The 24069-nt window shown below is 69.6% G+C and carries 18 protein-coding genes; 9 read left to right on the top strand and 9 right to left on the bottom strand.

Annotated features, from left to right (window positions below; translation table 11 throughout):
• The first annotated feature begins 115 nt into the window (after positions 1-115).
• Both OH802_RS29415 and OH802_RS29410 read left to right on the top strand, forming a co-directional pair.
• A complete protein-coding gene (locus OH802_RS29415; RefSeq protein ID WP_406023883.1) occupies positions 116-1456 on the top strand; it encodes a PspC domain-containing protein in 1341 nt (446 codons plus the stop codon).
• Positions 1453-2100, top strand: a complete 648-nt coding sequence (locus OH802_RS29410; protein WP_091052906.1) for a response regulator transcription factor — start codon at positions 1453-1455, stop codon at positions 2098-2100. Before OH802_RS29415 ends, OH802_RS29410 begins: the two co-directional genes overlap by 4 nt.
• A 5-nt stretch (positions 2101-2105) precedes the next feature.
• On the opposite strand, the gene OH802_RS29405 is transcribed toward OH802_RS29410, so the two are convergent.
• Positions 2106-4376 carry a SulP family inorganic anion transporter gene (locus OH802_RS29405; RefSeq protein WP_406023882.1) on the bottom strand — a complete coding sequence of 757 codons (2271 nt, stop codon included), beginning with the start codon at positions 4374-4376 and terminating at the stop codon, positions 2106-2108.
• A gap of 171 nt (positions 4377-4547) precedes the next feature.
• Between OH802_RS29405 and OH802_RS29400 the strand changes: the two genes are divergently transcribed.
• Both OH802_RS29400 and pcrA read left to right on the top strand, forming a co-directional pair.
• Positions 4548-4910 carry a hypothetical protein gene (locus tag OH802_RS29400; protein WP_350719670.1) on the top strand — a complete coding sequence of 121 codons (363 nt, stop codon included), beginning with the start codon at positions 4548-4550 and terminating at the stop codon, positions 4908-4910.
• Positions 4911-4972: 62 nt separating this feature from the next.
• Positions 4973-7432 carry a DNA helicase PcrA gene (gene pcrA, locus OH802_RS29395; RefSeq protein WP_406023881.1) on the top strand — a complete coding sequence of 820 codons (2460 nt, stop codon included), beginning with the start codon at positions 4973-4975 and terminating at the stop codon, positions 7430-7432.
• Positions 7433-7571: 139 nt separating this feature from the next.
• Here the strand turns inward: pcrA and OH802_RS29390 are convergent, their stop codons facing one another.
• Complete coding sequence (locus OH802_RS29390) at positions 7572-9323, bottom strand: M23 family metallopeptidase (protein ID WP_406023880.1); 1752 nt, start codon at positions 9321-9323, stop codon at positions 7572-7574.
• A gap of 783 nt (positions 9324-10106) precedes the next feature.
• On the opposite strand from OH802_RS29390, the gene sucC reads away from it, so the two are divergent.
• From sucC to OH802_RS29375, 3 genes are all read left to right on the top strand, one after another.
• Positions 10107-11270 carry an ADP-forming succinate--CoA ligase subunit beta gene (sucC, locus tag OH802_RS29385; protein ID WP_091052902.1) on the top strand — a complete coding sequence of 388 codons (1164 nt, stop codon included), beginning with the start codon at positions 10107-10109 and terminating at the stop codon, positions 11268-11270.
• Positions 11271-11287: 17 nt separating this feature from the next.
• On the top strand, positions 11288-12184 hold the full coding sequence (gene sucD / locus OH802_RS29380) for a succinate--CoA ligase subunit alpha (RefSeq protein WP_008364062.1): 897 nt from the start codon (positions 11288-11290) through the stop codon (positions 12182-12184).
• A gap of 116 nt (positions 12185-12300) precedes the next feature.
• Complete coding sequence (locus tag OH802_RS29375) at positions 12301-13077, top strand: LysM peptidoglycan-binding domain-containing protein (RefSeq protein WP_406023879.1); 777 nt, start codon at positions 12301-12303, stop codon at positions 13075-13077.
• A gap of 1 nt (position 13078) precedes the next feature.
• On the opposite strand, the gene OH802_RS29370 is transcribed toward OH802_RS29375, so the two are convergent.
• Positions 13079-13915: a helix-turn-helix domain-containing protein gene (locus tag OH802_RS29370; protein ID WP_406023878.1), complete on the bottom strand. Its 837-nt coding sequence runs from the start codon at positions 13913-13915 to the stop codon at positions 13079-13081.
• A 102-nt stretch (positions 13916-14017) separates the two neighbouring features.
• On the opposite strand from OH802_RS29370, the gene OH802_RS29365 reads away from it, so the two are divergent.
• Positions 14018-14614: an NADPH-dependent FMN reductase gene (locus OH802_RS29365; protein WP_406023877.1), complete on the top strand. Its 597-nt coding sequence runs from the start codon at positions 14018-14020 to the stop codon at positions 14612-14614.
• A gap of 63 nt (positions 14615-14677) precedes the next feature.
• Here the strand turns inward: OH802_RS29365 and OH802_RS29360 are convergent, their stop codons facing one another.
• The 6 genes from OH802_RS29360 to OH802_RS29335 form a co-directional block, all read right to left on the bottom strand.
• The gene (locus tag OH802_RS29360; protein WP_406023876.1) at positions 14678-16060 is read right to left on the bottom strand and encodes a dicarboxylate/amino acid:cation symporter; all 1383 of its coding nucleotides are present in this window, start codon (positions 16058-16060) and stop codon (positions 14678-14680) included.
• A gap of 156 nt (positions 16061-16216) precedes the next feature.
• Positions 16217-17719, bottom strand: a complete 1503-nt coding sequence (locus OH802_RS29355; protein ID WP_406023875.1) for a hypothetical protein — start codon at positions 17717-17719, stop codon at positions 16217-16219.
• A 1-nt stretch (position 17720) separates the two neighbouring features.
• Complete coding sequence (locus tag OH802_RS29350) at positions 17721-18224, bottom strand: SigE family RNA polymerase sigma factor (protein WP_406023874.1); 504 nt, start codon at positions 18222-18224, stop codon at positions 17721-17723.
• 97 nt (positions 18225-18321) lie between these two features.
• Positions 18322-19845: a hypothetical protein gene (locus OH802_RS29345; RefSeq protein WP_406023873.1), complete on the bottom strand. Its 1524-nt coding sequence runs from the start codon at positions 19843-19845 to the stop codon at positions 18322-18324.
• A 1-nt stretch (position 19846) separates the two neighbouring features.
• Complete coding sequence (locus OH802_RS29340) at positions 19847-20350, bottom strand: SigE family RNA polymerase sigma factor (RefSeq protein ID WP_406023872.1); 504 nt, start codon at positions 20348-20350, stop codon at positions 19847-19849.
• A 104-nt stretch (positions 20351-20454) separates the two neighbouring features.
• Positions 20455-22287, bottom strand: a complete 1833-nt coding sequence (locus tag OH802_RS29335) for a hypothetical protein (protein ID WP_406023871.1) — start codon at positions 22285-22287, stop codon at positions 20455-20457.
• Positions 22288-22443: 156 nt separating this feature from the next.
• On the opposite strand from OH802_RS29335, the gene OH802_RS29330 reads away from it, so the two are divergent.
• On the top strand, positions 22444-23700 hold the full coding sequence (locus OH802_RS29330) for a DUF6350 family protein (protein WP_406023870.1): 1257 nt from the start codon (positions 22444-22446) through the stop codon (positions 23698-23700).
• Positions 23701-24069 lie beyond the last annotated feature (369 nt).

Here is a 24069-nt window from a genome sequence, read left to right as displayed (position 1 = left end):
CTGACTCCTCCGCACCCCGCAGACCATCAGGGACGGCCCTGAGTTCTCGACGAGCAAGGATCAGGGTGAATCCTCATGGTCAGCGCCCGCGCGAGGTGTGACGATGGATGTCATCATGACGACAACCCATGCCACGGCGGAGCCGCCGGCACCGCCCCCGGAGCGCGCAGGGCCTATGGCTTCGGGCTCCGCTTCAGCAGTACGCCGCGCCTACCGCGACACCGACGCGTCGGTGATCGGCGGCGTGGCCGCGGGCCTGGCCGAGCACCTCGGCCTGCCGGTGCTCGCCGTGCGCGCGTTCTTCGTGGTGACCGCCGTGTTCAGCGGCTTCGGTGTGCTGCTCTACGCCGCCCTGTGGATCTTCATCCCCGCCGCGCCCCTCCTGGAGCAGTCCACGCCGGGCGGGGAGAGTGCGACCCGTGGTGGCCGCCGCCCCGCGGCGCGTTCGGGAGGCGTCGACAAGGGCCCGGCGATCGCACTGCTCGCTCTCGGGTTCGGTGCCGTGGTGCTCTTCGACACCGTGCTCGGTGCCGGCGCGCTGATCTGGCCGGCGATGCTCGGCGTCGCCGGGGTCGCGCTGCTGTGGCGCCAGGCCGACGCCGCCCAGCGAGAGCGCTGGATCGACGGCACCGGACGCCTCGACCTGGTGCGGATGGTCTTCGGCAAGGGCGGCTGGCGGGCGTACGTCCGGGTCGGGGTCGGCGTCGGGCTGATGCTCTTCGCGGTGATCCTCGCCGGCGGCCAGCTCGACTTCGGCAACGCCACCGCGCTGATCATCGCCGGGCTGATCGTGCTCGGCGCGGGCTTCCTCGTCGTCGGGCCGTGGATGCACCAGCTCGCCAGCGACTTGGGCAGCGAGCGCGAGGAGCGGATCCGGAGCCAGGAGCGCGCCGACATGGCCGCTCACCTGCACGACTCCGTCCTCCAGACCCTTGCCCTGATCCAGCGCAACTCCGGCGATCCCGCGATGGTGCAGAAGCTGGCCCGCGCCCAGGAGCGCGACCTGCGGGAGTGGCTCTTCTCGACTCCCGCCGAGGCCGACGAGACGTTCGCGGCCGCGCTGAAGGCGGCCACCGCCGAGGTCGAGGACGCCCATGGCGTGACCGTCGACGTGGTGGTCGTCGGCGACGGCCCGTTCGACGAGACGGTGCGCCCGATCGTCGCCGCCACCCGCGAGGCGGTCACGAATGCCGCCAAGCACGCCGGCACCGGACGGGTCGACGTCTACGCTGAGGCGACCGAGGAGGCCTTCGAGGTCTTCGTCCGCGACCGGGGAGCGGGCTTCGTCGTCGACGAGGTCTCCGCCGACCGACACGGCGTACGCGACAGCATCATCGACCGGATGTCGCGCCACGGCGGCAGCGCTGTGGTGAGATCGTCTCCGGGAGAGGGCACCGAGGTGCGGCTGAAGCAGCCGCGGACCGGCAATACACATTCTGGAGAGGAACGACGATGAGTGAGGTCAAGGTCGTCATCGTCGACGACCATGCGATGTTCCGCACCGGCGTACGCGCCGAGCTGAGCAGGTCGCCGGTGATCCGGATCGTCGGGGAGGCCGAGGATGTCGACACCGCGGTCAAGGCGATCGCCGAGGGCAAGCCCGACGTGGTGCTGCTCGACGTACATCTTCCCGGTGGCGGCGGTGTCGAGGTGATGCGCAAGGCGCCCGCCGTCGACGGCTCGCCGCGCTACCTCGCGCTGTCGGTCTCCGACGCGGCCGAGGACGTCATCGGCACCATCCGCGGCGGTGCCCGGGGCTACGTCACCAAGACCATCACCGGCGCCGAGCTGGTCGCCGCGATCCAGCGGGTGTCCGGGGGAGACGCGGTCTTCTCCCCGCGTCTGGCCGGCTTCGTGCTCGATGCCTTCGCGGGCACCATCGCCATCGCCGACATCGACGAGGACCTCGACCGTCTGACCGAACGAGAGCGCGAGGTGATGCGCCTCATCGCCCGTGGCTACTCCTACAAGGAGGTCGCCGGCGAGCTGTTCATCTCGATCAAGACGGTCGAGACCCACATGTCCAACGTGCTGCGCAAGCTGCAGCTGTCGAGCCGTCACGAGCTCACTCGCTGGGCCAACGACCGCCGCCTGCTCTAGATCGTCTACGCGGGCTCCGGTGGGCGAGCCTCCATCAGGTGGGCGAGCTCATCGGTCTCCGCGTCGGTGAGCGTCGTGAACCCGTCTCCGCGCAGGATCTGCAGCGTCCCGTCGGAGATGTCCAGGAACAGCCCCACGAGACGTACGTCCCGGCCTGCCAGGAGCTCCCCGAGACGGTCGATCATGACCGCGACGTTGACCTGGGAGACCTGGTCGACCTCGCTCCGGCCGGCCGCGGCGGCAGCGGCGCCGACCGGATGACCGGCCTGCCACTCCTGGATCGCCGGAGTGGCGTGACGCAGCCAGTCGCCGACCGGACCGGCGGGCACGGTGCCGGCACGGGTGCTCTCCAGCGCCGAGGTGATCGCCCCGCAGCGGGAGTGGCCGCAGACGACGACGGTGTTGATGCCGAGGTCGTCCACGCCGAAGAGCATCGGCGCCGCGACCGAGCTGTCCGGGCTACCGGGCTCGGGCACGAGGTTGCCCATGGTGCGGACCGTCAGCAGGTCGCCCGGGCCGCTGGACGTGATCAGGTTCGGCACCACCCGGGAGTCGACGCAGGTCAGGAAGACCGCGTGCGGCTCCTGGCCGTCGGCCAGCCCCTCGTAGACCGGGCGCAGCGGTGCCGCGTGGCGGCGGTGGTACTCCCGGACGCCGAGGGCCAGCGGGTGGTGCCCGTCGGTGCGGTCGGCACGTACGTCCTGCCAGGCGCCCCACGGCAGCAGGCCGCGGGGGCTGATCGGAGGCGCCTTGAGCGCGCGCTCCTGGCGGGGTGCCTCCTCGCCGTGCGGTCCGGAGTGCTCGACGAGCACGGTGCCGCCGGCGGCCTCGTAGCGGACACGCCAGTGGTCGAGCTGGTCTCGCCCGGCCGGGTCGAGGTAGTCGACGAGGAGGTCGAGCTCGACGACCTGGCCCTCCGGGATCGCGTCGAGCCTGCTCACCAGCTTCGGTGTCGCCAGGAACGAGAGGCTTCCGTGCACCTCGACCAGCCACTTCTCGCGGCCGTCGGCGGCCTGGCCGGCCATACGTACGTCGATCCGCACATGGACCAGGCGCCACAGCACCAGGACCAGAGCGGCGACCAACCCGATCAGTACACCTTCGATGAGGTTGAGCGCGAGCACGCCCGCGATGGTGAGGCCGTAGATCCACAGCTCGCCGCGGGCGTGCGCCTGGGAGATGTCGGCGGGCCGGACCAGGCCGGTGCCCATCATGATCAGCAGCCCGGCCAGGGCGGCGAGCGGGATCTGCTCCACGAGTCCGACCAGGACGAGGGCGAAGAGGAGCACCCAGACGCCGTGCAGGATCGCGGACGCGCGGGTGCGGGCACCGGCGGCGACGTTGGTCGAGCTGCGCACGATGACGCCGGTGACGGGGAGGCCGCCCAGGGCACCGGAGGCGGTGTTGGCCAGGCCCTGGCCGACGAGCTCGCGGTTGAGGTTGCTGCGCGGGCCGCCGTGCAGCTTGTCCACGGCGACCGCCGAGAGCAGGCTCTCGACGCTGGCGATCAGGGCGACGGTGAGCACCGCGCCGGCCACCGCGAGCGGGGTGCCCTCCGGGAGCGCGACCGAGCCGATCTCGTCGAGCAGATCACCACCGAGCTCGACGCGCTCGGCGCCGGGCAGCCATGCCGCGGCGAGCAGGGTGAGCGCGACGATGGCCACCAGCTGGCCAGGCACCGCGCGGACCCGCTGGGGTAGCCGCGGCCAGACGAGCAGGATGCCGATCACCCCGAGCCCGGCCAGGATGGCGTGGATGTTGGGTTCCTGCGCGTTGCCGACGATGTGCTCGAGGTTCTCGAACGCGCTGGACTGGGAGCGGCCGCCGAGGGCGACGTTGAGCTGGCCGAGGACGATCGAGATCCCGATCGCGGCCAGCATCGCGCTGACGACGGTCGGAGAGATCGCCAGCGCGTAGCGCCCGAGCCGGGTGGCGCCGAGGATGACCTGGAGGATTCCGGCCATCACCGTGATCGCACAGGTCGCCTCCCAGCCGAACTCGGCGACCGTCTCTGCGACGACGACGGTGAGACCCGCGGCCGGGCCGCTGACCTGTAGTGGTGAGCCGCCGAAGAGGCCGGCGACGATGCCGCCAGCTGCGGCGGCGATCAGGCCTGCGGCGACAGGAGCACCGGAGGCGACGGCGATGCCGAGCGAGAGCGGCACGGCGACGAGGAAGACGACCAGCGAGGCCGGTACGTCGAAGCGAATGGACTGGCGGAGCTGATCGAGCGGTCTGGACCCGCCGGTGGGCAGGGTCGGGTTGGGTGATGACACGTCAGAATCCTCCTTGCGGAGCCGAGAGCGATGGTGGCGGTCAGGGTGAGAGTAGGCAGACGCCGGTGATTTACCCAAGGCGAATGTGACTGAAATCGCGAGATCGTTCGAATACGTGCGGAAACCGGTGCCACTTGGTGCGTGCCGAGGCGGTGGCTCTACTCTGAGCGCATGGAGATCGTGCGGCACATCCTGCTCGTCATTCACCTGCTCGGCTTCGCGGCGCTCTTCGGCGGCCTGCTGGTGCAGATCAAGACCCCTGACAAGGTCGCCAACGGCCTCATGCGCGACGGCTCCGGCACCGCGTTCCTCGCCGGTCTGCTGCTCGTCGGCGTCCTCGAGATGGGCGACGGCCCGGTCGACCACGCCAAGGTCGGCGTGAAGCTCGTGATCGGCCTGGTGATCCTCGGCCTGGTGATGTCGCAGCTGCGCAAGCCCAAGATCTCCGACGGGCTCTACTGGACGATCTTCGGGCTGACGATCATCAACGTCTGCGTGGCGGTCTTCTGGTCCTCCGCGCACGTCGCTGCCTGACGATTCCCGCAGGGCCCGCCGACCCGCGACTTGTCGGTGCCAGCCCCTAGGCTGGAGGCAGCATGAGTACGCCTGACCAGACCCCTGTCGCAACCATTCCGGGCCTCGAGGCCTTCGCCTCGGCGCAGCCGGCCGACGAGCCGCGTACGAAACGGCGTGGCCCGAGCACCGAGGAGCTCCTCGACGGGCTCAACGAGCCTCAGAAGGCCGCCGTGCAGCACCAGGGGGCGCCCCTCCTGGTCGTCGCGGGTGCGGGGTCGGGCAAGACCCGGGTGCTGACCCGGCGGATCGCGTGGCTGATCTCGCAGCGCGGCGCCCACCCCGGCAGCATCCTGGCGATCACCTTCACCAACAAGGCCGCGGCCGAGATGAAGGAGCGCGTCGAGGCCCTGGTCGGCAAGCGCGCCCGGATCATGTGGGTCTCCACGTTCCACAGCGCCTGCGTGCGGATCCTCCGCAAGGAGATCGACAAGGTCGGGCTGAAGTCCAACTTCTCCATCTACGACGCCCAGGACCAGAAGCGGCTCATGCAGCTGGTGCTCAGCGACCTCGACCTCGACCCGCGTCACTACCAGCCCGGCCAGGTGCTCAACTGGGTCAGCGATCAGAAGAACGAGCTGCGCGACGTCGAGGCGGCCGAGAAGGACGCGCGCAACCACCTCGAGCAGACCTACGTGGCGGCCTACAAGGAGTATCAGAAGCGCCTGCGGCAGGCGAACGCGCTCGACTTCGACGACCTGATCATGTCGACGGTCGAGCTCTTCCGGACCTATCCGGAGGTGCGAGAGGTCTACCGGCGCCGCTTCCGGCATGTGCTGGTGGACGAATACCAGGACACCAACCACGCTCAGTACGCCCTGGTCCACGAGCTCTGCGCCGACCGGATGGACGACACCGCGCTGACCGACACCTACGCCGAGGACACCCCTCGCGCCGAGCCGGCCGAGCTGATGGTGGTCGGTGACGCCGACCAGTCGATCTACGCCTTCCGCGGTGCCAACATCCGCAACATCCTCGACTTCGAGCAGGACTTCCCCAACGCGACCACGATCCTGCTGGAGCAGAACTACCGCTCGACGCAGACGATCCTCACCGCCGCCAACGCGGTCATCAAGCACAACAAGGGTCGCAAGGAGAAGGCGTTGTGGAGCGACGCCGGCAACGGCGAGCGCATCGTCGGCTACGTCGCCGACGACGAGCGTGACGAGGCCCGGTTCGTCTCCGACGAGATCGACAAGCTGGTCGACGGTGGGCTCAAGGCCGCAGACGTCGCCGTCTTCTACCGCACCAACGCCCAGTCGCGCGTCTTCGAGGAGGTGTTCATCCGCACCGGCCAGCCCTACAAGGTCGTCGGCGGTGTGCGCTTCTACGAGCGCAAGGAAGTACGCGACGCGCTGGCCTACCTGCGCACCCTGGCCAACCCCGACGACCAGGTCTCGCTCCGAAGGATCCTGAACACCCCCAAGCGGGGCATCGGCGACCGCGCCGTGGCCTGCGTCAACGCGCTCGCCGAGCGCGACGGCCTGACCTTCTGGGACGCGCTGCAGAAGGCCGAGGACGCCCCCGGTCTGGCCACCCGCAGCCTGACCAACATCAAGGCCTTCGTCGCGATGGTCGAAGAGCTGCTGCAGATGGTCGCCGCCGGCGAGCGGGCCGACGTCATCCTGGAAACGGTGCTCGACCGGTCGGGCTACCTCGCCTCGCTCGAGGAGTCCGACGACCCGCAGGACGAGACCCGCGTGGAGAACCTCGCCGAGCTCGTGGCCGTGGCCCGTGAGTTCTCCGACGACCCGGTCGCGGCCCCGAGCGCTGACCCGGCCGATGTCGACGCAGGCACGGTCGAGCCCGGGCTCCGTGACTTCCTGGAGCGGGTCGCCCTGGTCGCCGACACCGACCAGATCCCCGACGACGAAGACGGCGTGGTCACCCTGATGACGCTCCACACCGCCAAGGGCCTGGAGTTCCCCGCGGTCTTCCTCACCGGCATGGAGGACGGCGTCTTCCCGCACTCCCGGGCCCTCGGTGACGGCACCGAGCTCGAGGAGGAGCGCCGCCTGGCCTACGTCGGCATCACCCGCGCCGAGAAGCGGCTCTTCATCTCGCGTGCCGTCGTCCGGTCCGCCTGGGGCGCGCCCTCGCACAACCCCGGCAGCCGCTTCCTCGACGAGCTCCCGGTCGACCTGGTCGACTGGCGACGTACGGAGAAGGAGATGTCCTCGTGGGGCCGGCCGAACTTCGCCAACGACAGCTGGGGCGGTGGCCAGCGTCTCGGCCAGCCCACGGCCGCCGGCCGCCGCAACTTCTCCTCGGCCGCGCTGCGCGCCGACGTCGCGGCCAAGTCGAAGCCGGCCCGTGAGGTGCCCTCGCTCGACCCGGGCGACCGGGTCACCCACGACTCCTTCGGCCTCGGCACCGTCGTCACCATCGAGGGCTCGGGCGACAAGCAGGTAGCGAGCATCGACTTCGGCGACACCGGCGTCAAGCGCCTCCTGCTCCGCTACGCCCCGGTCGAGAAGCTCTGACCGGATGACGCGCCGAGTCGGCTCGTCCTGACAGAGATCAGCGTCGAGTCGGCTCGTTCTCACCCGAAATGCCGCCGAGTCGGCTCGTCATGACGAGCCGACTCGGCGGCATTTTCGGTCAGGATGCGCCGACTCGACGTCAGCTGGGGTCGACGCCGTGCTCGTTGAGGGCGGCGTCGGGGTCGACGGCGTCACCACCACCGGGGCGGACCTCCACGTGGAGGTGGTTGCCGGTGGAGTTACCGGTCGAGCCGACGTAGCCGATGACCTCACCGGGGGAGACCGTCTGGCCGACGGAGACGCCGTAGTCGCTCTGGTGGCAGTACCAGATCTCGGTGCCGTCCTCGAGGGTGATGATCGTCCGGTTTCCGTACGCCCCGCCCCAGGCGGTCTCGGTGACCGTGCCGCGGGCGATCGCGTGGATCGGCGTGCCGTAGGGGGCCGCGAAGTCGAGACCCGTGTGGGTGCTGGACCAGTTGGAGCCCGAGGAGCCGAAGGTGCCGGTGATGCGGTAGACACCCGCCGGGATCGGCAGCTCCCACATGTTGGACTTGAGGAACTTGTCCTGCTTGTCGGCCTGGACGTCGACGCCCTGGAGCGCTTTCTCGCGGTCGCTCGCCGCGGTGTCGGCCTCGGAGCGCTCGTCGTTACGGGTGACGGTCGCGGAGCGGTCACCGACGACGACCATGTCGCTGTCGCCACCGAGCGCGGTGGCGCCGACGAGGCGTACGTCATCGGCGGCGACCATCGTCGGACCACCGGTCAGCGCGATGCCACCGATGGCGGCGGCGAGGGCGGCGGCGCCGGCGGTCAGCGGGACCGTCGGGCGGCCACCGGCTGCCGCAGCGGCGGCGCGCCGGGTGCGGGGACGGGTGGGGCCGCCGATGCCGACCATCGTGCCGGTGGTCTCGACCGCCGGGAGGTCGTGCAGCTCGGGCCGGTAGGTCGCGATCTCGCTGATGCTCGGCAGGTCGATGCTGCCGGTGTCGGCGCGGAAGTAGGTCTCGGCCTGCTGCGGGTCGCTGTCGTAGCCGTCGGCGTAGTCGTCCTGGTAGTACGCCTCATGGGGCTGCGGCGCCTCGTAGTAGGGCGCATCCGCGGTGTAGGTCTCGGCCGGGAGGTCGATCGCCATCGAGTCGAAGTCGATCTGCTGCGGCAGCGACACCGGCGGGGCCGGGAACGAGGTCGTGTCGATCTTGAACGACGTCGGCGGCGCGTCGAACGCCTCCTGGAACCCGCGGGGCTCCTGGATCTCCGGCTCGTAGGCCGGAGCAGCCGGGGCGACCGGCGGAGCCGGGATCTGGCGGGCCTCGCGCACGGCGCGGATCTTGCCGGTCAGCGGCGCGAACGTGTTGGCCATCCGCAGCGGCTTCGGGGTGTGCGTCGGCTCGGGCGCCTGGAAGGTCGGCTCAGGAGCGACGGGAGCGACCGGGGCGGGCGCCACCGGCTCGGGAAGCACCGGCGCGGGAACTGCCGGAGTTGCCGGAACGGCCGGTACGCCGCGCGGCGGCGTCTTGGTCGAGACCGACCTGCTCGACGTCGCCTTGGTCGGCGCGGGCTTGGTCGGCTGAGTGAGGAACATGGTGAGCTCGGAGGTCGTCATGCCTCCGACGCCGAGGTCTTCGAGCACCTCGGGGGTCACCTTGTCCGGGTCGATGCCCATCGAGGAGAGCAGGTCGGCCAGGACCGGGTCGATCTGGGCCGCCCGGCGCTGCACGGGCACGATCGGGGTCGCCGCGGGAGGCGGCGGCGTTGGGAACGAGGCCGGGAAGGACGGGCCGTCGCCCTCGACGAGAGCACGCAGCTCACCCGTCGAGATGCGGCCGTCGTGGGCCTCGTCGGTGCGCGGGGACCCGACGACCGGCAGTTTGCCGGTCTGCTCGAGGACCACGCGGTTGGGCCGGGCCTTGGCGACCGGCTCTTCAGGAATCTCAGGGGCGGGGGATGGCTTCGCGGTCCCAACGGCGGGGGACGGCGCGGCGCGCCGCTTCCCGACGTAGGAGGTCGATCCGGTCGCTCGCGGGGCAGGCCTGGAGGCAGGGCTGTCGGTCGTCGGCGCTGCGCGCCGCTTCCCAACGTAGCTGCTGCTGCTCGTGGTTGCTCCGGGGGAAGGGGTGACCGAACGCGGACTGTCACTTGTGACGTCGGCTCGGTGGTTGCCCATCAGTTCATATCTCCGCTGTTCGGGGTCAGACGGCGAGCCATGACTGTAACGGACCGGAGGGCGGGGTCAAGAAATGTGGCACGCCCGTTTCGCTGATTTCACCTTCGGCGACGGCCGAATCAGTCGCTGATCTGCGTATTTCCGCCAGATTCGGAACTCGATTGCGACTTATTCATGTCACCCGAAACGCGTGTCTTCGGCCCATTTGCGCCTCGATACGCCTTCGAAACCCGCCGGTCCCCGGACCGCGGGCTGCGTCGTACGGGGTCAAACGGGGGTCACTACGTGGGGCTACGGACTGTTACCCAAGGTTGCCGATTTGTTGGTATATGTCCGGTGTGCCCGGCCCCACGCCCCGCTAGTGGCGTACATCACGTCGTGTGCCCTGGGCTCGTAAGTCCGGCTCGGCGGGGTCTATGGTGCTGGACGGACACATCTGAAGACGAGGGCGTCGACCGCTGATCCATGCGGTACGGCCCCCGTACCGCAACACACAGACCAGGTGGATCAGTGGATCTCATGGAGTACCAGGCGAAGAAGCTCTTCGCCAAGCACGGCGTCGCCGTGACCGAAGGTGTCGTCGTCGAGACGGCTGAGGAAGCCAGGAAGGCCGCCGAGGAGATCGGCTTCTGCGTCGTCAAGGCGCAGGTCAAGGCCGGTGGCCGAGGCAAGGCCGGCGGCGTGAAGCTGGCCAAGACCGCGGACGAGGCGTTCGAGCACGCCTCGAACATCCTCGGCATGGAGATCAAGGGCCTGCGTGTCAACCGGGTGCTGATCACGCCGGCGACCCCGCCGGTGGAGGAGTACTACTTCTCCTTCCTGCTGGACCGGTCGAACCGGCAGTACCTCTGCATCGCGTCCGTCGAGGGTGGTGTGGAGATCGAGGAGGTCGCCAAGACCAACCCTGACGCCGTGAAGCAGATCGGCATCGACCCCGGCAAGGGCGTCGACGAGGCCAAGGCGCGCGAGATCGCGACCGAGTGCGGCTTCCCGGAGCCCGTCTTCGAGCAGGCCGTCGCGATGATCCAGAGCCTCTACACGGTGTTCACCGAGGAGGACGCGACGCTCGTCGAGGTCAACCCGCTGGCTCGCCTGGAGGGCGACAAGCTGGAGGCTCTCGACGGCAAGGTGTCGCTGGACGACAACGCCTCCGAGATCCGCCACGAGGACCACGAGCAGTTCGTCATCCGTGACGAGGAGGACCCGCTCGAGGCCAAGGCCAAGGACAAGGGCCTCAACTACGTCAAGCTCGACGGCCAGGTCGGCATCATCGGCAACGGCGCGGGTCTGGTCATGTCGACCCTCGACGTGGTCGCGTACGCCGGTGAGGCTCACGGCGGCGTCAAGCCCGCCAACTTCCTCGACATCGGTGGCGGCGCCAACGCGCAGGTCATGGCCGACGGTCTCGACGTCATCCTGAACGACGAGCAGGTCAAGTCCGTGTTCGTGAACGTCTTCGGTGGCATCACCGCGTGTGACGAGGTCGCCAAGGGCATCGTCGGCGCGCTGGACATCCTCGGCAACGAGGCCACCAAGCCGCTCGTCGTGCGTCTGGACGGCAACAACGTGGACCTGGGTCGCCAGATCCTCAGTGAGGCCAACCACCCGCTGGTCACCATCGTCGACACCATGGACGGCGGCGCCGACAAGGCCGCCGAGCTGGCCAACGCCTGAGGTCAGGAGAGAGAAACATGAGCATCTACCTCAACAAGGACAGCAAGGTCATCGTCCAGGGCATCACCGGCGGCATGGGTGCGAAGCACACCGCCCTGATGCTCGACTCGGGCGCCCAGATCGTCGGTGGCGTCAACGCCCGTAAGGCCGGCACCACGGTCACCCACAAGGACGCCCAGGGCGCCGACGTGGAGCTCCCGGTGTTCGGCACGGTCGCGGAGGCGATGAAGGAGACCGGCGCCAACGTGTCGGTGCTCTTCGTGCCGCCGGCGTTCACCAAGGACGCCGCGATCGAGGCCATCGACGCCGAGATGCCGCTGATCGTGGTCATCACCGAGGGCGTTCCGGTCCAGGACACCGCCGAGGTGTGGTCCTACCTGCAGGGCAAGGCCACCCGGATGATCGGCCCGAACTGCCCCGGCATCATCACGCCGGGCGAGTCGCTGGCCGGCATCACCCCGCACACCATCACCGGCAAGGGTCCGGTCGGTCTCGTCTCCAAGTCGGGCACGTTGACCTACCAGATGATGTACGAGCTGAAGGACTTCGGCTTCTCCACCGCCATCGGCATCGGCGGTGACCCGATCATCGGCACCACCCACATCGACGCCCTCGAGGCGTTCGAGAAGGACGACGAGACCAAGCTCATCGTCATGATCGGTGAGATCGGTGGCGACGCCGAGGAGCGGGCCGCGGCCTACATCAAGGAGAACATCTCCAAGCCTGTCGTCGGCTACGTCGCCGGCTTCACCGCGCCCGAGGGTAAGACCATGGGTCACGCGGGTGCGATCGTGTCCGGCTCCGCCGGCACCGCGCAGGCGAAGAAGGAGGCCCTCGAGGCCGCCGGCGTCAAGGTCGGCAAGACCCCGTCGGAGACCGCTGCTCTCGCTCGCGAGATCCTGCAGTCCCTCTGACGTACGTCAGTTCCTGACCGCCCCGCGACCGTCATGGTCGCGGGGCGGTCGTCGTCTCCGGGAGAGTTGCTCCGAATGAGCGCCCGCGAGCGTCCGCACGGATTAATGTGGCCACCATGGCCCAGCGAATGGCACGTTTGATCTCGGGTGTGGTTGGTATCGGGATCTCTATCTCGATCGCGTCGTTGGGTGCCGGTTTGACGCCGGTGGCGTCGGCGTCGACGGCTCAGGCGGAGCACGCCCGGAAGACCCACACCGTCCAGCCGGGGGAGACGCTCTCCGGGATCGCCGGGAAGTACGGTGTCAAGGTCAGTGACCTCGCGGCCTGGAACCAGATCGCCGACCCTGCCAAGATCCGAGCAGGGGCCGAGCTCATGGTGAGCCCACCCGCGAAGCCGGCCGGGAAGACGTACACCGTCGCGCCCGGTGACACCTTCTCCGGCATCGCCAAGAAGTTCGGCGTCGATGTCGGCGAGCTGATGGCCTACAACGGCTACGAGGATCCCACCAAGCTGCTGGCAGGTAGCGAGATCAAGATCCCGGCGGCAAAGCCGAAGCTGAAGAAGTACAAGGTCGTCGCCGGTGACACGTTCTTCAGCATCGGCAAGAAGTTCGGCGTCACCGCGGATGCGCTGATGGCGCACAACGGCTACGAGGACGCCACCAAGCTGCTCGCCGGCACCACGATCGAGATCCCGGCGAAGGCCGACAAGCCCAAGCCGAAGCCGAAACCCCAGCCCGGGACCGGGGAGACGGTCTACACGACCGTCGCCGGGGACACCTACGCAAGCGTCGCCAAGAAGTTCCGCGTCACCGAGGAGGAGCTGCGGATCTACAACGGCTCCAGGGCACCCGACAAGCTGTCTCCGGGGTACAAGCTCTACATCCCGTAGGTCAGACCGCGCGCAGGGCGCCCGAGCGGCGGCGCCGCATCGCGTCGAGGGCCTCGGCGGTGGCTTCGTCGGCCGGCATCAGCACCTGGATCTGCTGGTTGTCGGCGGCCGGAAGCTCGAGCTCCTCGACGTCGAACCGCAGCTCGCCGGCGTCGGGATGCAGCCAGCGCCACACGCCGCCGTGGGGCGGGTCGTGGCGGCTCAGCCGGTCGGTGAACTCCGGGCCCGCCCGGTCCGACATCGCCTCGATCATCATCCGCGCGGCGACCGGGTTGGGGCCGCGGTAGAGGTTGGCGACCAGGTCGTCGGCCACCCGCGCCCAGTCGGGGAACGCCTCCCGGGCGCGCGGGTGGAGGAAGGCGTACGCGGTCAGGTTGGGCTCCGCATGGTCGAGCATCCCCAGGGGCCGGGCCAGCAGATCGAACGTGGACGTGTGGGCCAGCAGGTCGCCGAGCCGGTTGGTGAGCACGGCGATGCCGGGCTCGAACTGCTCGACCAGGGCGCGTGCGCCGGGGCGTACGTCACGACCGGAGGAGAACGGACCGAGGCACTGGCCGCTGGAGGCCATCGCGAGGGTGCGCAGGTGCTCGTGGGAGGCGGCGTCGAAGCGGAGCGCGTCACCGATCGCCCGTAGGACCTGCGGTGAGGGGTGCCGGTCGCGGCCCTGCTCGATCCGGACCAGGTACTCGACGCTGATCCCGGCCAGCGTGGCCAGCTCGGAGCGCCGCAGGCCGGGGGCCCGGCGACGTACGCCTTCCGGGAGACCGACGCTCTCCGGCGTGGTCTGGTCGCGGCGGTCCCGGATGAACGAGCCGAGGGCTCCCGCGTTGGCTGGCATGTCATCAAGCCTACGGCCCGGCCGGGCGGTCATGGTGGCCCTGCTGGGGCCAGCCTCGGCTCGGTCTCCCGCCGCTCGCCGATCCGCGTGAACCTGGATGGCATGACCCAACCACTACGTATCGCAGTCATCACCGCCAGCGTCCGAGAAGGCCGCGGCGGCCCGATCTTCGGCTCCTGGGTGGCCGAGCAGGCCGAGGCGTACGGCGGTCTCGACGTCGAGCTGATCGACCTGGCCGACCATGAGATCCCGTTGTCCCTGCCCGCCGAGTCACCGAAGGCGGCCGGCGATGACTACCCGCGGCCCGATGGTCAGCGCGACCTGACCGACGCGCTCGAGGCCGCCGACGGCTTCGTCGTCGTCACGCCCGAGTACAACCACAGCTATCCGGCCTCGTTGAAATCGGCCCTGGACTGGCACTTCACCCAGTGGCAGGCCAAGCCGGTCGCGCTGGTCTCCTACGGTGGCGACAGCGGCGGCCGCCACGCCGCCCTCCACCTGGAGAACGTGCTCACCGAGCTGCACGCCCACCCGCTCCAGGCCCGCCTCGCCTTCCCCCGCTACTGGGAGCGCCTCGACGAGAACGGTCGCCCCAACGACCCGGACTCGGCCGTCTACGCCAAGGGCATGCTCGCCCAGCTCACCTGGTGGGCCGAGGCCCTGCGGACCGCGCGCGGGGACGCGCCCTACCCCGGGTGAGACGGAGGCGCCCCGGCAGCCAGCTGGCTGCCGGGGCGCTCGATCGCGTACGTCGGGGAGACGTCAGGCGGCGACCGTCTCCTTGACGGGCTCGTCGTCGGCCAGGAGCCCGGCCGCGGAGGCGGAGCGGTAGCGGTCGATGTCGAGGATGCCCTCGCGCTTGGCCACGATGGTCGGCACGAGCGCCTGTCCGGCGACGTTGACCGCGGTACGTCCCATGTCGAGGATCGGGTCGATCGCGAGCAGCAGGCCGACGCCGGCCAGCGGCAGGCCGAGGGTCGAGAGCGTCAGGGTCAGCATCACGACGGCGCCGGTGAGGCCTGCGGTGGCGGCGGAGCCGACGACCGAGACGAAGGCGATCAGGAGGTAGTCGGTGATGCTCAGGTCGATCCCGAAGATCTGGGCGACGAAGATCGCCGAGATCGCCGGGTAGATCGACGCGCACCCGTCCATCTTCGTGGTCGAGCCCAGCGGGACGGCGAACGAGGCGTACTCCTGCGGGACGCCGAGGTTCTTGACCGTCACCTGCTCGGTCACCGGCATGGTGCCCACCGAGGAGCGCGAGACGAAGGCGAGCTGGATCGCCGGCCAGGCGCCGCGGAAGTACGCCAGCGGGTTGAGGCCGTTGACCCGCAGCAGCACCGGGTAGACGACGAACAGGACCAGTGCCAGGCCGACGTAGACGGCCACCGCGAACCAGGCCAGGGAGCTCAGCGAGTCCCAGCCGTAGGACGCGACCGCGTTGCCGATCAGGCCGAGGGTGCCGATCGGCGCCAGCCGGATGATCCACCACAGCACCTTCTGCACGATGGCGAGGAAGGAGCGGTTGAGGGCGAGGAACGGCTCGGCCTTGTCGCCGGTCTTGAGCGCCGCGATGCCGATCGCGAGGGCGACGACCAGAACCTGGAGGACGTTGAAGCTCAGCGCGGTCTCCGCGAGCGGGCTCCCGCCGACCTGCTCGACGCTGGTCGATGCCTGGAGGCCGAGGAAGTTGCCGGGGATCAGGCCCTGGAGGAAGTCGAGCCACGAGGCGGATGCGCCGGCCTCGGCCGCGTCGGCGGTGCTGACCGCGGTGTTGCTGCCGGGCCGGAAGAGCAGCCCCAGGCCGATGCCGATGGCGACCGAGATCGCCGCGGTGATGGCGAACCACAGGAGCGTCTGGCCCGCGAGCCGAGCCGCGTTGCTGACCGTACGCAGGTTGGCGATCGAGGCGATGATGGCGGTGAAGATCAGCGGTACGACGACGGCCTTGAGCAGCGAGACGAACGAGTCGCCGATCGTTGAGAGGGTCGTCGTCAGCCAGTTGGCCTCGTCGCCGGCGCCGGGACCCATCGCTCGCGCGACCGCACCGAGGGCGACGCCGAGGACGAGGCCGAGAATGATCTGGACCGAGAAGGACGGAAGCGGCAACCGCCGCCTGGCGGGTGCAGTGGGGGCGGTGGACACGAGAGGGCTTCTCCAAGGTTGATGCGGGTCGGGGCTCTGATGGGCCCAAACGCCATGACCAGTACGTGTCTTCCTCGGATGAGCGCGTTGTGACAGGAGTCTCCACGCGCTAAGTCATGAAAGACGATCAACCATATCGTGTTTGAGTGGTGTCCGTCAGCGCAGGTCGCTGATCCCGGCGGTGACCGCCGCCTTCTCGATCGCAAGGATCCGGCGGGGCCAGGAGTCGGGCTGGTCGGGCTGGTAGCACGGGTCGTCCTTGTCGCCGGTGCTCGGCGGGCAGGGGCCGGCGAGCTCGGCGTAGCCGACCAGGACGAGCCGGGTCTCGTACTCCGCGACCAGCTCGGTCTCGAACCACATGCTGTCGCCACCCTCCAGGCCGGGGTAGGTCGCCTGTGAGCGTGCCGCGCGCTTCGGCCCGGCATCGAGCTCGTCGCTGACGTCCATGGGCAGCGCGGTGACGTCCGGGTCGACCCCGAGCTTGTTGGCCGGGCAGACCTCCATCCACTCCATGACCTCGTTGTACGCAGCGCCGGCGGCGTTCTCGTCGGAGAACTCCAGCACCGCCATGTGGACCTGGCCGACCATGGCGCTGTCGGTGTCCCAGCGGTAGTCGGACGCGATCTTCGCCGAGGCGCCGAGCGAGGAGAGCCATTCCTTCTGGCACGCCAGGGTCGGTACGTCGGGGGTGGGCGTGTACTGGTTCCAGCCGAGCGGGCTCTCGAAGCGGTCGAGCGCGGGGAGGGTGCTGCCGTCGATCAGGTTGACGGCGCTGAGACCTTCCGCCGTGGGCGGTCCTGTCTCGGTCGGGTCCTCGGCCGGTCCAGCCGGGGGCGTGGCGCCGACCATCCGGTAGGCGGCGTTGACGGCGGAGGTCTGCAGGGTGGTCGGTGACACGTAGTCCTGCACGCCACGCTTCCGGGTCATCACCAGCACCCGGTCCTCAGCGGACACGACGGCCGTCGCGGTCTCCCAGACCGCGTTCATCTCGGGGTCATCGGGCTGGTACGTCACCACGTCGATGTCCCCGCCCGAGATGACGTCGCCCTCGACCGGGAGCGAGCCGGCCACCTCTGCTCCGTCCACGCCGGGGCACGAGGCTGCGGCGTCCGAGAGGTCGGTGCGTACCTTCTCGGCCTCGTCGGCCGAGCCGAACTCGGCGACGACGGCGTTCAGCGTGCCTGCCGCATCTGCCATCTCCTCCCCGGGCTCCGCGACGAAGTCGCGGCGGAACGTCGTCAGCGCGCCGGAGTCGCCCAGCGACTCGGTGAGGCAGTCGTTGTAGTCGCCCCCACCCTCGCCGTCGTAGGTCTGCTCCTGGGCCCAGGCCGGATAGGGGTCGTCGGCGACGAGGTCATCCTCGGTCGGCAGGTTGGCCCGGCTGAGATCGGACGCCGGCGCAGAGGCGGACGCGCTGGGTGCGGCCGCGCTGTCGCTCGGTGCCGGTGCGGGGTCGATGCCTTTGTCGCCGAGTCCGGTGGAGAGGAAGATGATCGGCCCGGCGACGACGGCGGCCACGGCCGCCGCGCTCGCGGTGACGACGGCGCGACGGCGGCGCCGGATCTGGTCACCGCGCTGCCGAGCCTCGGCTGCGGAGCTCATCGGCGCTCCGGGGGCATCGGCGCGGAACTGGTCCAGACGCGAGATCGGGTCACTCATCTCAGGCCTCCTTCCAGACGGCGCCGGGATTGTCCTCGGCGAGCAGCTCCGCGAGGGCGGCTCGTCCTCGAGCCAGGCGGGCTTTGATGGTCCCGGTGGGCGCACCGACCTCGGCGGCCACCTGATGGACCGGCAGATCGGCGATGTGGTGCAGGACGATGGCTTGGCGCTGCGCCTCGGGGAGCCGCCTCAGCGCCGCGACGAGAGCCACGTGGGACTCGTCGACCGCCGGCATCTCCGTGCGGGCTCCGACGGCTCTGTCGGCGGCCCTCCCGGCGTACTTCTTCCGGCGCCAGCGTCCCACCGCGAGACGGTAGGCGGTGGTCCGGACCCAGGCTTCGGGGTAGTCGACCGAGGACATCTTCCGACGATGCGCCCAGGCACGGGCGAACGCCTCCTGGACGCACTCCGCAGCCTCGTCGAAGTCGCCGATCATGGCATACAGCTGAGCACACAAGCGGCGGTACGACGCGTTGTAGAGCGCGTCGAACTCGTCCTCGTCCATCGTTCGCCTCCCCGGCTGGCTTTCCATGACTCTTGCCCGAGCGCCAGTTTCAGCGGTGGCATGTGTGAGCGTAAAGGTCAATTGCACTGGGTCCCCATCAGGGCAGGTCCTGGAAGGCGCGGTCCACCGTGGCCTCGACCGTCTGGGCGACCCGGTTGTCCCATTCGGTGTAGTCCGAGGCCTCCTCCGGCGGGCAGGCTCTGGTCGGCGGGCATGGGCCACCGGCCTCGGCGTGGGTGACCAGCACCAGCCGGGCCCCGAGCTGGGCGACGGTCTGGTGGTCGTACCAGGTGGCATCGCAGCCCTCGCCACCGCAGTCGGCGGCGTACTCGGCGAGCGTCTGCGCGGCTCGGTCGATCTCGGGGGTGGTGCCGATCTCGATCGCCTCGACCGGCCTGGCGGTGAAGAGCTTCGCATCGTCCATCGTGGCCGGACAGGTGTCGAGCCAGCCGTGGACCGTCTCGTACGCCGCGTCGGCGCTCTTCTTCGAGGCGAACTCCAGCACCGTCACGTTGACCTTGCCGATCTCGTCGGGGTTCTCGAGGCGGAACTCCCGGCTGACCGACTCGGCGGCCTTCAGCGACGAGAGCCAGGCGCCCTGGCAGTAGAGCGTCGGGGTCGGCTGCGGCGCGACCTGCTGCCACACCGCGGAGGACTCACCCTCCATCGGCAGTCCCGGCAGCGACCCCGCCACGACGAGATGTGCGTCGCTGAGGACCGCCGCAGGCGCTGACGCGGATGAGGACGAGCTCGAGGACGCTGAGCTCGACGCCGTCGCGGGTGGCGGCGATGAACCGACCAGCCGGTAGGCGGCGTTGACGGCGGAGGTCTGCAGGGTCGTCGGCGAGACGTAGTCCTGTGCGCCGCGCCGCCGCGTCAACACCACCAGCCGGTCCTCGACGGCGACGACAGCGGTCGCCACCTCCCAGCCCGCGTTCGTGTTCGGATCCTCCGACAGGTACGTCACCACGTTGATGTCTCCACTGGTGACGACGCCGCCTTCGACCGGGAGCGAGCCGGCGACCTCAGTGCCGTCGACGGCAGTGCAGGAGCTAGCGGCGTCGGAGAGCTTCGCGCGCGCCTTCTCGGCCTCGTCGGCCGAGCCGAACTCGGCGACGACCGTTTTCAGCGTCCCGGCCGAGTCTGCGTACTCCTGTCCGGCCTCGGGGATGAAGTCGCGGCGGAAGGTCGCCAGCGCGCCCGAGTCGGCCAACGCCGGCAGGCACTCGTTGTGGTCGCCCCGGCCCTCGCCGTCGTAGGTCTGCTCCAGGACCCACTGCGGATACGGGTCTTCGGCGACCAGGTCGTCCTCCGTCGGGAGGTTGGCGCGGGTGAGGTCCGAGGCGGGGGCCGAGGCTGACGGGCTCGGTGCCACCGTGCTCGGCGTCTGGCTCGGCGCCGGTGCGGGCTGCGGTTCGATGGCGCGTTCGCCGAACCCGGCGGAGAGGAAGATGATCGGTCCGGCCACGACCGCGGCCAGGGCCACGGCTCCGGCGGTGACGAGCGCACGCTGGCGCCGGCGGATCTGGTCACCCCGTTGGCGTACCTCGGCTGCGGACTTCATCGGTGCTCCAGGGGTGTCGGCGCGGAACTGGTCCAGACGCGAGATCGGGTCACTCATCTCAGGCCTCCTTCCAGACGGCGCCGGGTTGTTCGTCGGCGAGCAGCTCGGCCAGGGTGGCTCGTCCTCGGGCCAGGCGGGCTTTGATGGTGCCGGTGGGTGCACCGACCTCTGCGGCCACCTGGTGGACGGGCAGGTCGGCGATGTGGTGCAGGACGATGGCTTGGCGCTGGGCCTCGGGGAGCTTCTTGAGAGCGGCGACGAGGGCGACATGGGTCTCGTCGACGGCCGGCATCTCCGTGCGGATGCCGACGGCTCTGTCGGTGACGCGGCCTGCGTACTTCTTCCGCCGCCAGCGTCCGACCGCGAGGCGGTAGGCGGTGGTGCGGACCCAGGCTTCGGGGTAGTCGACCGCGGACATCTTGCGCCGGTGGGCCCAGGCTCGGGCGAAGGCCTCCTGGACGCATTCGGCGGCCTCGTCTGAGTCGCCGATCATGGCGTACACCTGGGCGCACACGCGACGAAAGGACGCGTTGTAGAACGCGTCGAACTCGTCCTCGTCCATCGCTCGCCTCCCCAGACTGGCCGGACCCTGATCTGGCCCTGCGCCAGCCTCAGAGGGTCAGATGCATGGGAGGCAGGTCCGGTTGCATCCGGGAGGAAACTGGCTCAGAGATAGTCGAGCCGGTAGGCGGCGCGCTTGGCGAGGGTGACGAAGTCGGAGTTGCTGATGTCAGCGTCGCCGTCGGGTACGAAGCTCATCTGGGCGACATTGGCGCCGCGTCGGATCGCAGCCATCCGGTAGTAGATCGAGGTGTTCTCGAGCTCCACCCGGATGTACCACACCGTGATCGCGCCGTCCTTGATGGACTCGGTCGCGACCTGGGTGACGTGGCTGCCGAGCTGCTTGTCGCTGCACTTGTCCAGGCGGCCCTTGATGGCGACGTTGAAGGCCTGCGCCTCCTTGGCGGAGCCGAACTTGCCGACCGTCTCGGTGAGCCCGAAGATCGGCGCGAGCTTCTTCTTCGTCTCGGGGATCACGAAGGAGCGCGTCTGGGCGCCGGTCATGCCCTTGGCGTTGAACTGGGTCTCGTCGCAGCGGGTCTGGGCGGGGTTGGACTTGGCCGGCTTCGCCTCGGTGCCCTCCCACGGGTCACCGATCGTGCTGACCGGAGGCAGATCGGTCTCGTTGATCAGCCCGGGCGCCTTGCCGGTGGCGATCGGGACCACCGTCGTACGCGGTCGCTTGGTCTCCACGCACGCGCCCGCGCCAGGCATCGAGCAGAGATTGTGGACGGCGGTGCCGAGCATGGTCGAGGTCTTGGCCGCGGTCGTGCTGGACTTGCCCTCGGTCTTCACGGTGACCGCGGCGGTGTGCCTGCCGGTGCGCGCGACGCCGTAGGTGACGGCCCGGTTGTTCTCCCAGTCGCGGTAGGTGAAGAGGGTCGCCTGGTCGCCGATGCCGTCGACCGACTCGGTGAAGATCAGCTGGTAACGGGGCTCGGCACACGCTGCGTACCACCCCTGCATCTTCTTGTACGCCGCAGCCGCCGCCTTCGCGTCGACCGAGGACTCGATCGTGGTGCCGGCGGTGGTCGCCTTCGCCTTGGCTATGAAGGTGCGCGCCAGACTCGCCACCGGCCGCTTGTCGGCCGAGGTGTCGGTCTGACAGGGGATGGTGAGGCCGGTGCCCTCGAGGTTGTCGGAGGAGATGTCGACGGCCCAGGAGCCGCCGTAGATCTTCGCGACCTCCTCCTCGGTCATCAGGTCCTTGGCGGTCAGTTTCTTGCCGGGGATCTGGCTCGGCTCGACCTCGAACTCCTCGGCCGCCGACTGCATCGAGAGGGTGTTGAGCCGCGGCTCGCTCTCGGCGTCCTGGGTGACGAAGAAGCCGGTGCCGACCAGGGCGGCGATGGCCGCGGCCGCGCCGATGGCGGTGTGCACCCGGCGGCGCACGGCGCCGGCGGTGGTGATCGTCGAGGTCTTCGGCCAGGGCTGCTCGGTGAGCACGTCGACGAGCGGGTCGAAGATGGACTGCAGCTGCTCCGGGGCGATCCCGAGCTCGTCGCAGATGGCGGCGTTGGCGCCCTGCAGGTCGGTCTCGGTGCGGCTGATCGGGGTGCCGACCTCGCGGGCCAGCTGGGCCAGGTCGACGCTGGTGAGGTGGCCGAGCAGGAAGACCTTGCGGTCGTGGAGCGGCAGGCCGCGCAGCGCGGAGAGAGTGTGGCGGGCCTCCGGCGCGATCGTCTGGTCGCGGTGGAGCAGCGGCACCGAGTGATTGCGGATCGCCTTGGACCAGGCGATCGGGCGGACCCAGTCCTCGCGCTCGAAGTCGTCCATCGGCTTCACCTTGCGCCAGTGGTGCCAGGTGATGACCAGCGCCCCGCGCACGGCGGCCTTGGCGGCCTCCAGATCCCCGGTCAGCGACCAGGTTTGGAGAAGGAGGCGTCCACGGACGTCCTGATAGAACGCCTCGAAGGTCTCGTGGTCTGCCGTGGTCATGCCCATGTCAGCGGTCAACTGTAGGTGATTCGGTCGAATGAACGGCAATAGCCGCAGATGCACAGGCGGGTATCAACCGCTGTGACCAACCCGGTGAACGCCTCAGGCGGCGCGTCGCCGAGATCGAGACGACGCGGGTTGCGAGGATGAGACGCGATGTCCTCGCTGCTGCCTCCACGCACCCCTGACCGCGGGCGAGTCGCGGATGATCTCCACGATCTCCGCCACCGCCGCCCGCTGGTCGCGGTCGCCCTGCTGGGCGGCATCGGCACGGCCGCCGCCACGCTGGTCGTGTGCCTGGCGATCGGCATCCTCGGCTGGTTCCTCAGCGACATGGGAGCCCACGGCGAGCCGTCGGACGCCCTGCGTGTTGCCGCGCTGGGGTGGCTGCTCGGCCACGGTTCGGGCGTCCTCGTCTCCGGCATCGCGGTCACCGTCGTCCCGCTCGGCCTGACCCTGGTCCTGGCCTGGGCGATGTGGCAGGTCGCCGTCCGGGTCGGTGACTCGGTCTCGCTGCACGGCCCGGACGTCAACGCCCTCGCCGACGGCGAGCGTGACCTGACCGTCCCGGTCGTCGCCGGCCTCTTCACGCTCGGCTATACCGGCACCGCGCTGACCACCGCGATCATCGCCGGCACCCCGGCCACCGCGCCGAGCATCGTCGGCGTCTTCGCCTGGTCGGTCGGGCTCTGCGTGGTCGTGGCCCTGCCCGCGATCGCTGTCGGCTCCGGCCGCGCGGCGCTGTGGATCACCCTGCTGCCACGCGCCGCCGTGGACGTACTGGTCATGGTGAGGTCGATCCTGCTCTGGTGGTTCGCGGTCAGCACGCTGGTGTTCTTCGCGGCCCTCTTCGCCGACTTCACGACATCGATCAACGTCGTCTCCCAGCTCCACCTCGACCTCGGCGGGATCATCCTCTATTCCCTGCTCGCCGTCCTGGTGCTGCCCAACGCCGTGCTCTTCTCCAGCGCGTACGCCCTGGGCCCGGGGTTCTCCGTCGGTGTCGGGACGACTGTCACCCCGACGGCGGTGACCCTCGGGCCGCTGCCGATGTTCCCGATGCTCGCCGCGCTGCCCGACAACGGTGCCCCGCCCGCCTGGGTCGCCGCGGTGATGGCGCTCGGTCCGCTGACCGCCTTCTGGGCCGTCTGCCGAGTTAGCCGCGTCCGGCCGACCCTGCGCTGGTCGGAGGGCGCGCTCCGCGGCGTCAGCGCCGGCGTCGTCGCCGGCCTCCTCGTCGCCATCGCCTCCGGCATCGCCGGAGGCGCCGTCGGTCCCGGCCGGATGCTCGACGTAGGGCCGTACGCCGGGCAGGTGCTCGTCAACGCCATCGCCTTCTTCGGCCTCGCCGGTCTGCTCGCCGGGCTCACCATGACCTGGTGGCACCGGCGTACGCTCGCGGCCGACGAATGATTCTTGCGGGAGCGGTTATGAAGAGGTCTGTCTGCCTTTCGGGAGGTCGACAGCCGAAGGATAGGGATCTGCCACCTGATTCTGTTGCAGTCCAGTGACTAGCGCGGATCGAGTCGGTATCCGTAGCCGTTGACGGTGTGGATGATCCGTCGCATCCTGCGCTGGGAGTGTCAGGAACCGAGATTATGAGGTTTTCGATTGCGAGCGAAGACCTTGCCTCGATGCGCCAGTCCCACGTTGGTCGCATGCTCGATGGTGAGGCGCAGGCGTTCGTGGACAAGCACAGTTCTATCTACGGAGACGGAGAAGATCACAATCTGCATAACATCTCGAGGCCCGCAGCGCGTGGCGTTGAGTTCTACTCTAGAG

Source organism: Nocardioides sp. NBC_00850, from assembly GCF_045207335.1.
GTDB lineage: Bacteria > Actinomycetota > Actinomycetes > Propionibacteriales > Nocardioidaceae > Nocardioides.
Note: the sequence above shows the minus strand (reverse complement) of the source record. Positions and strands in the feature narration are given on the sequence as shown.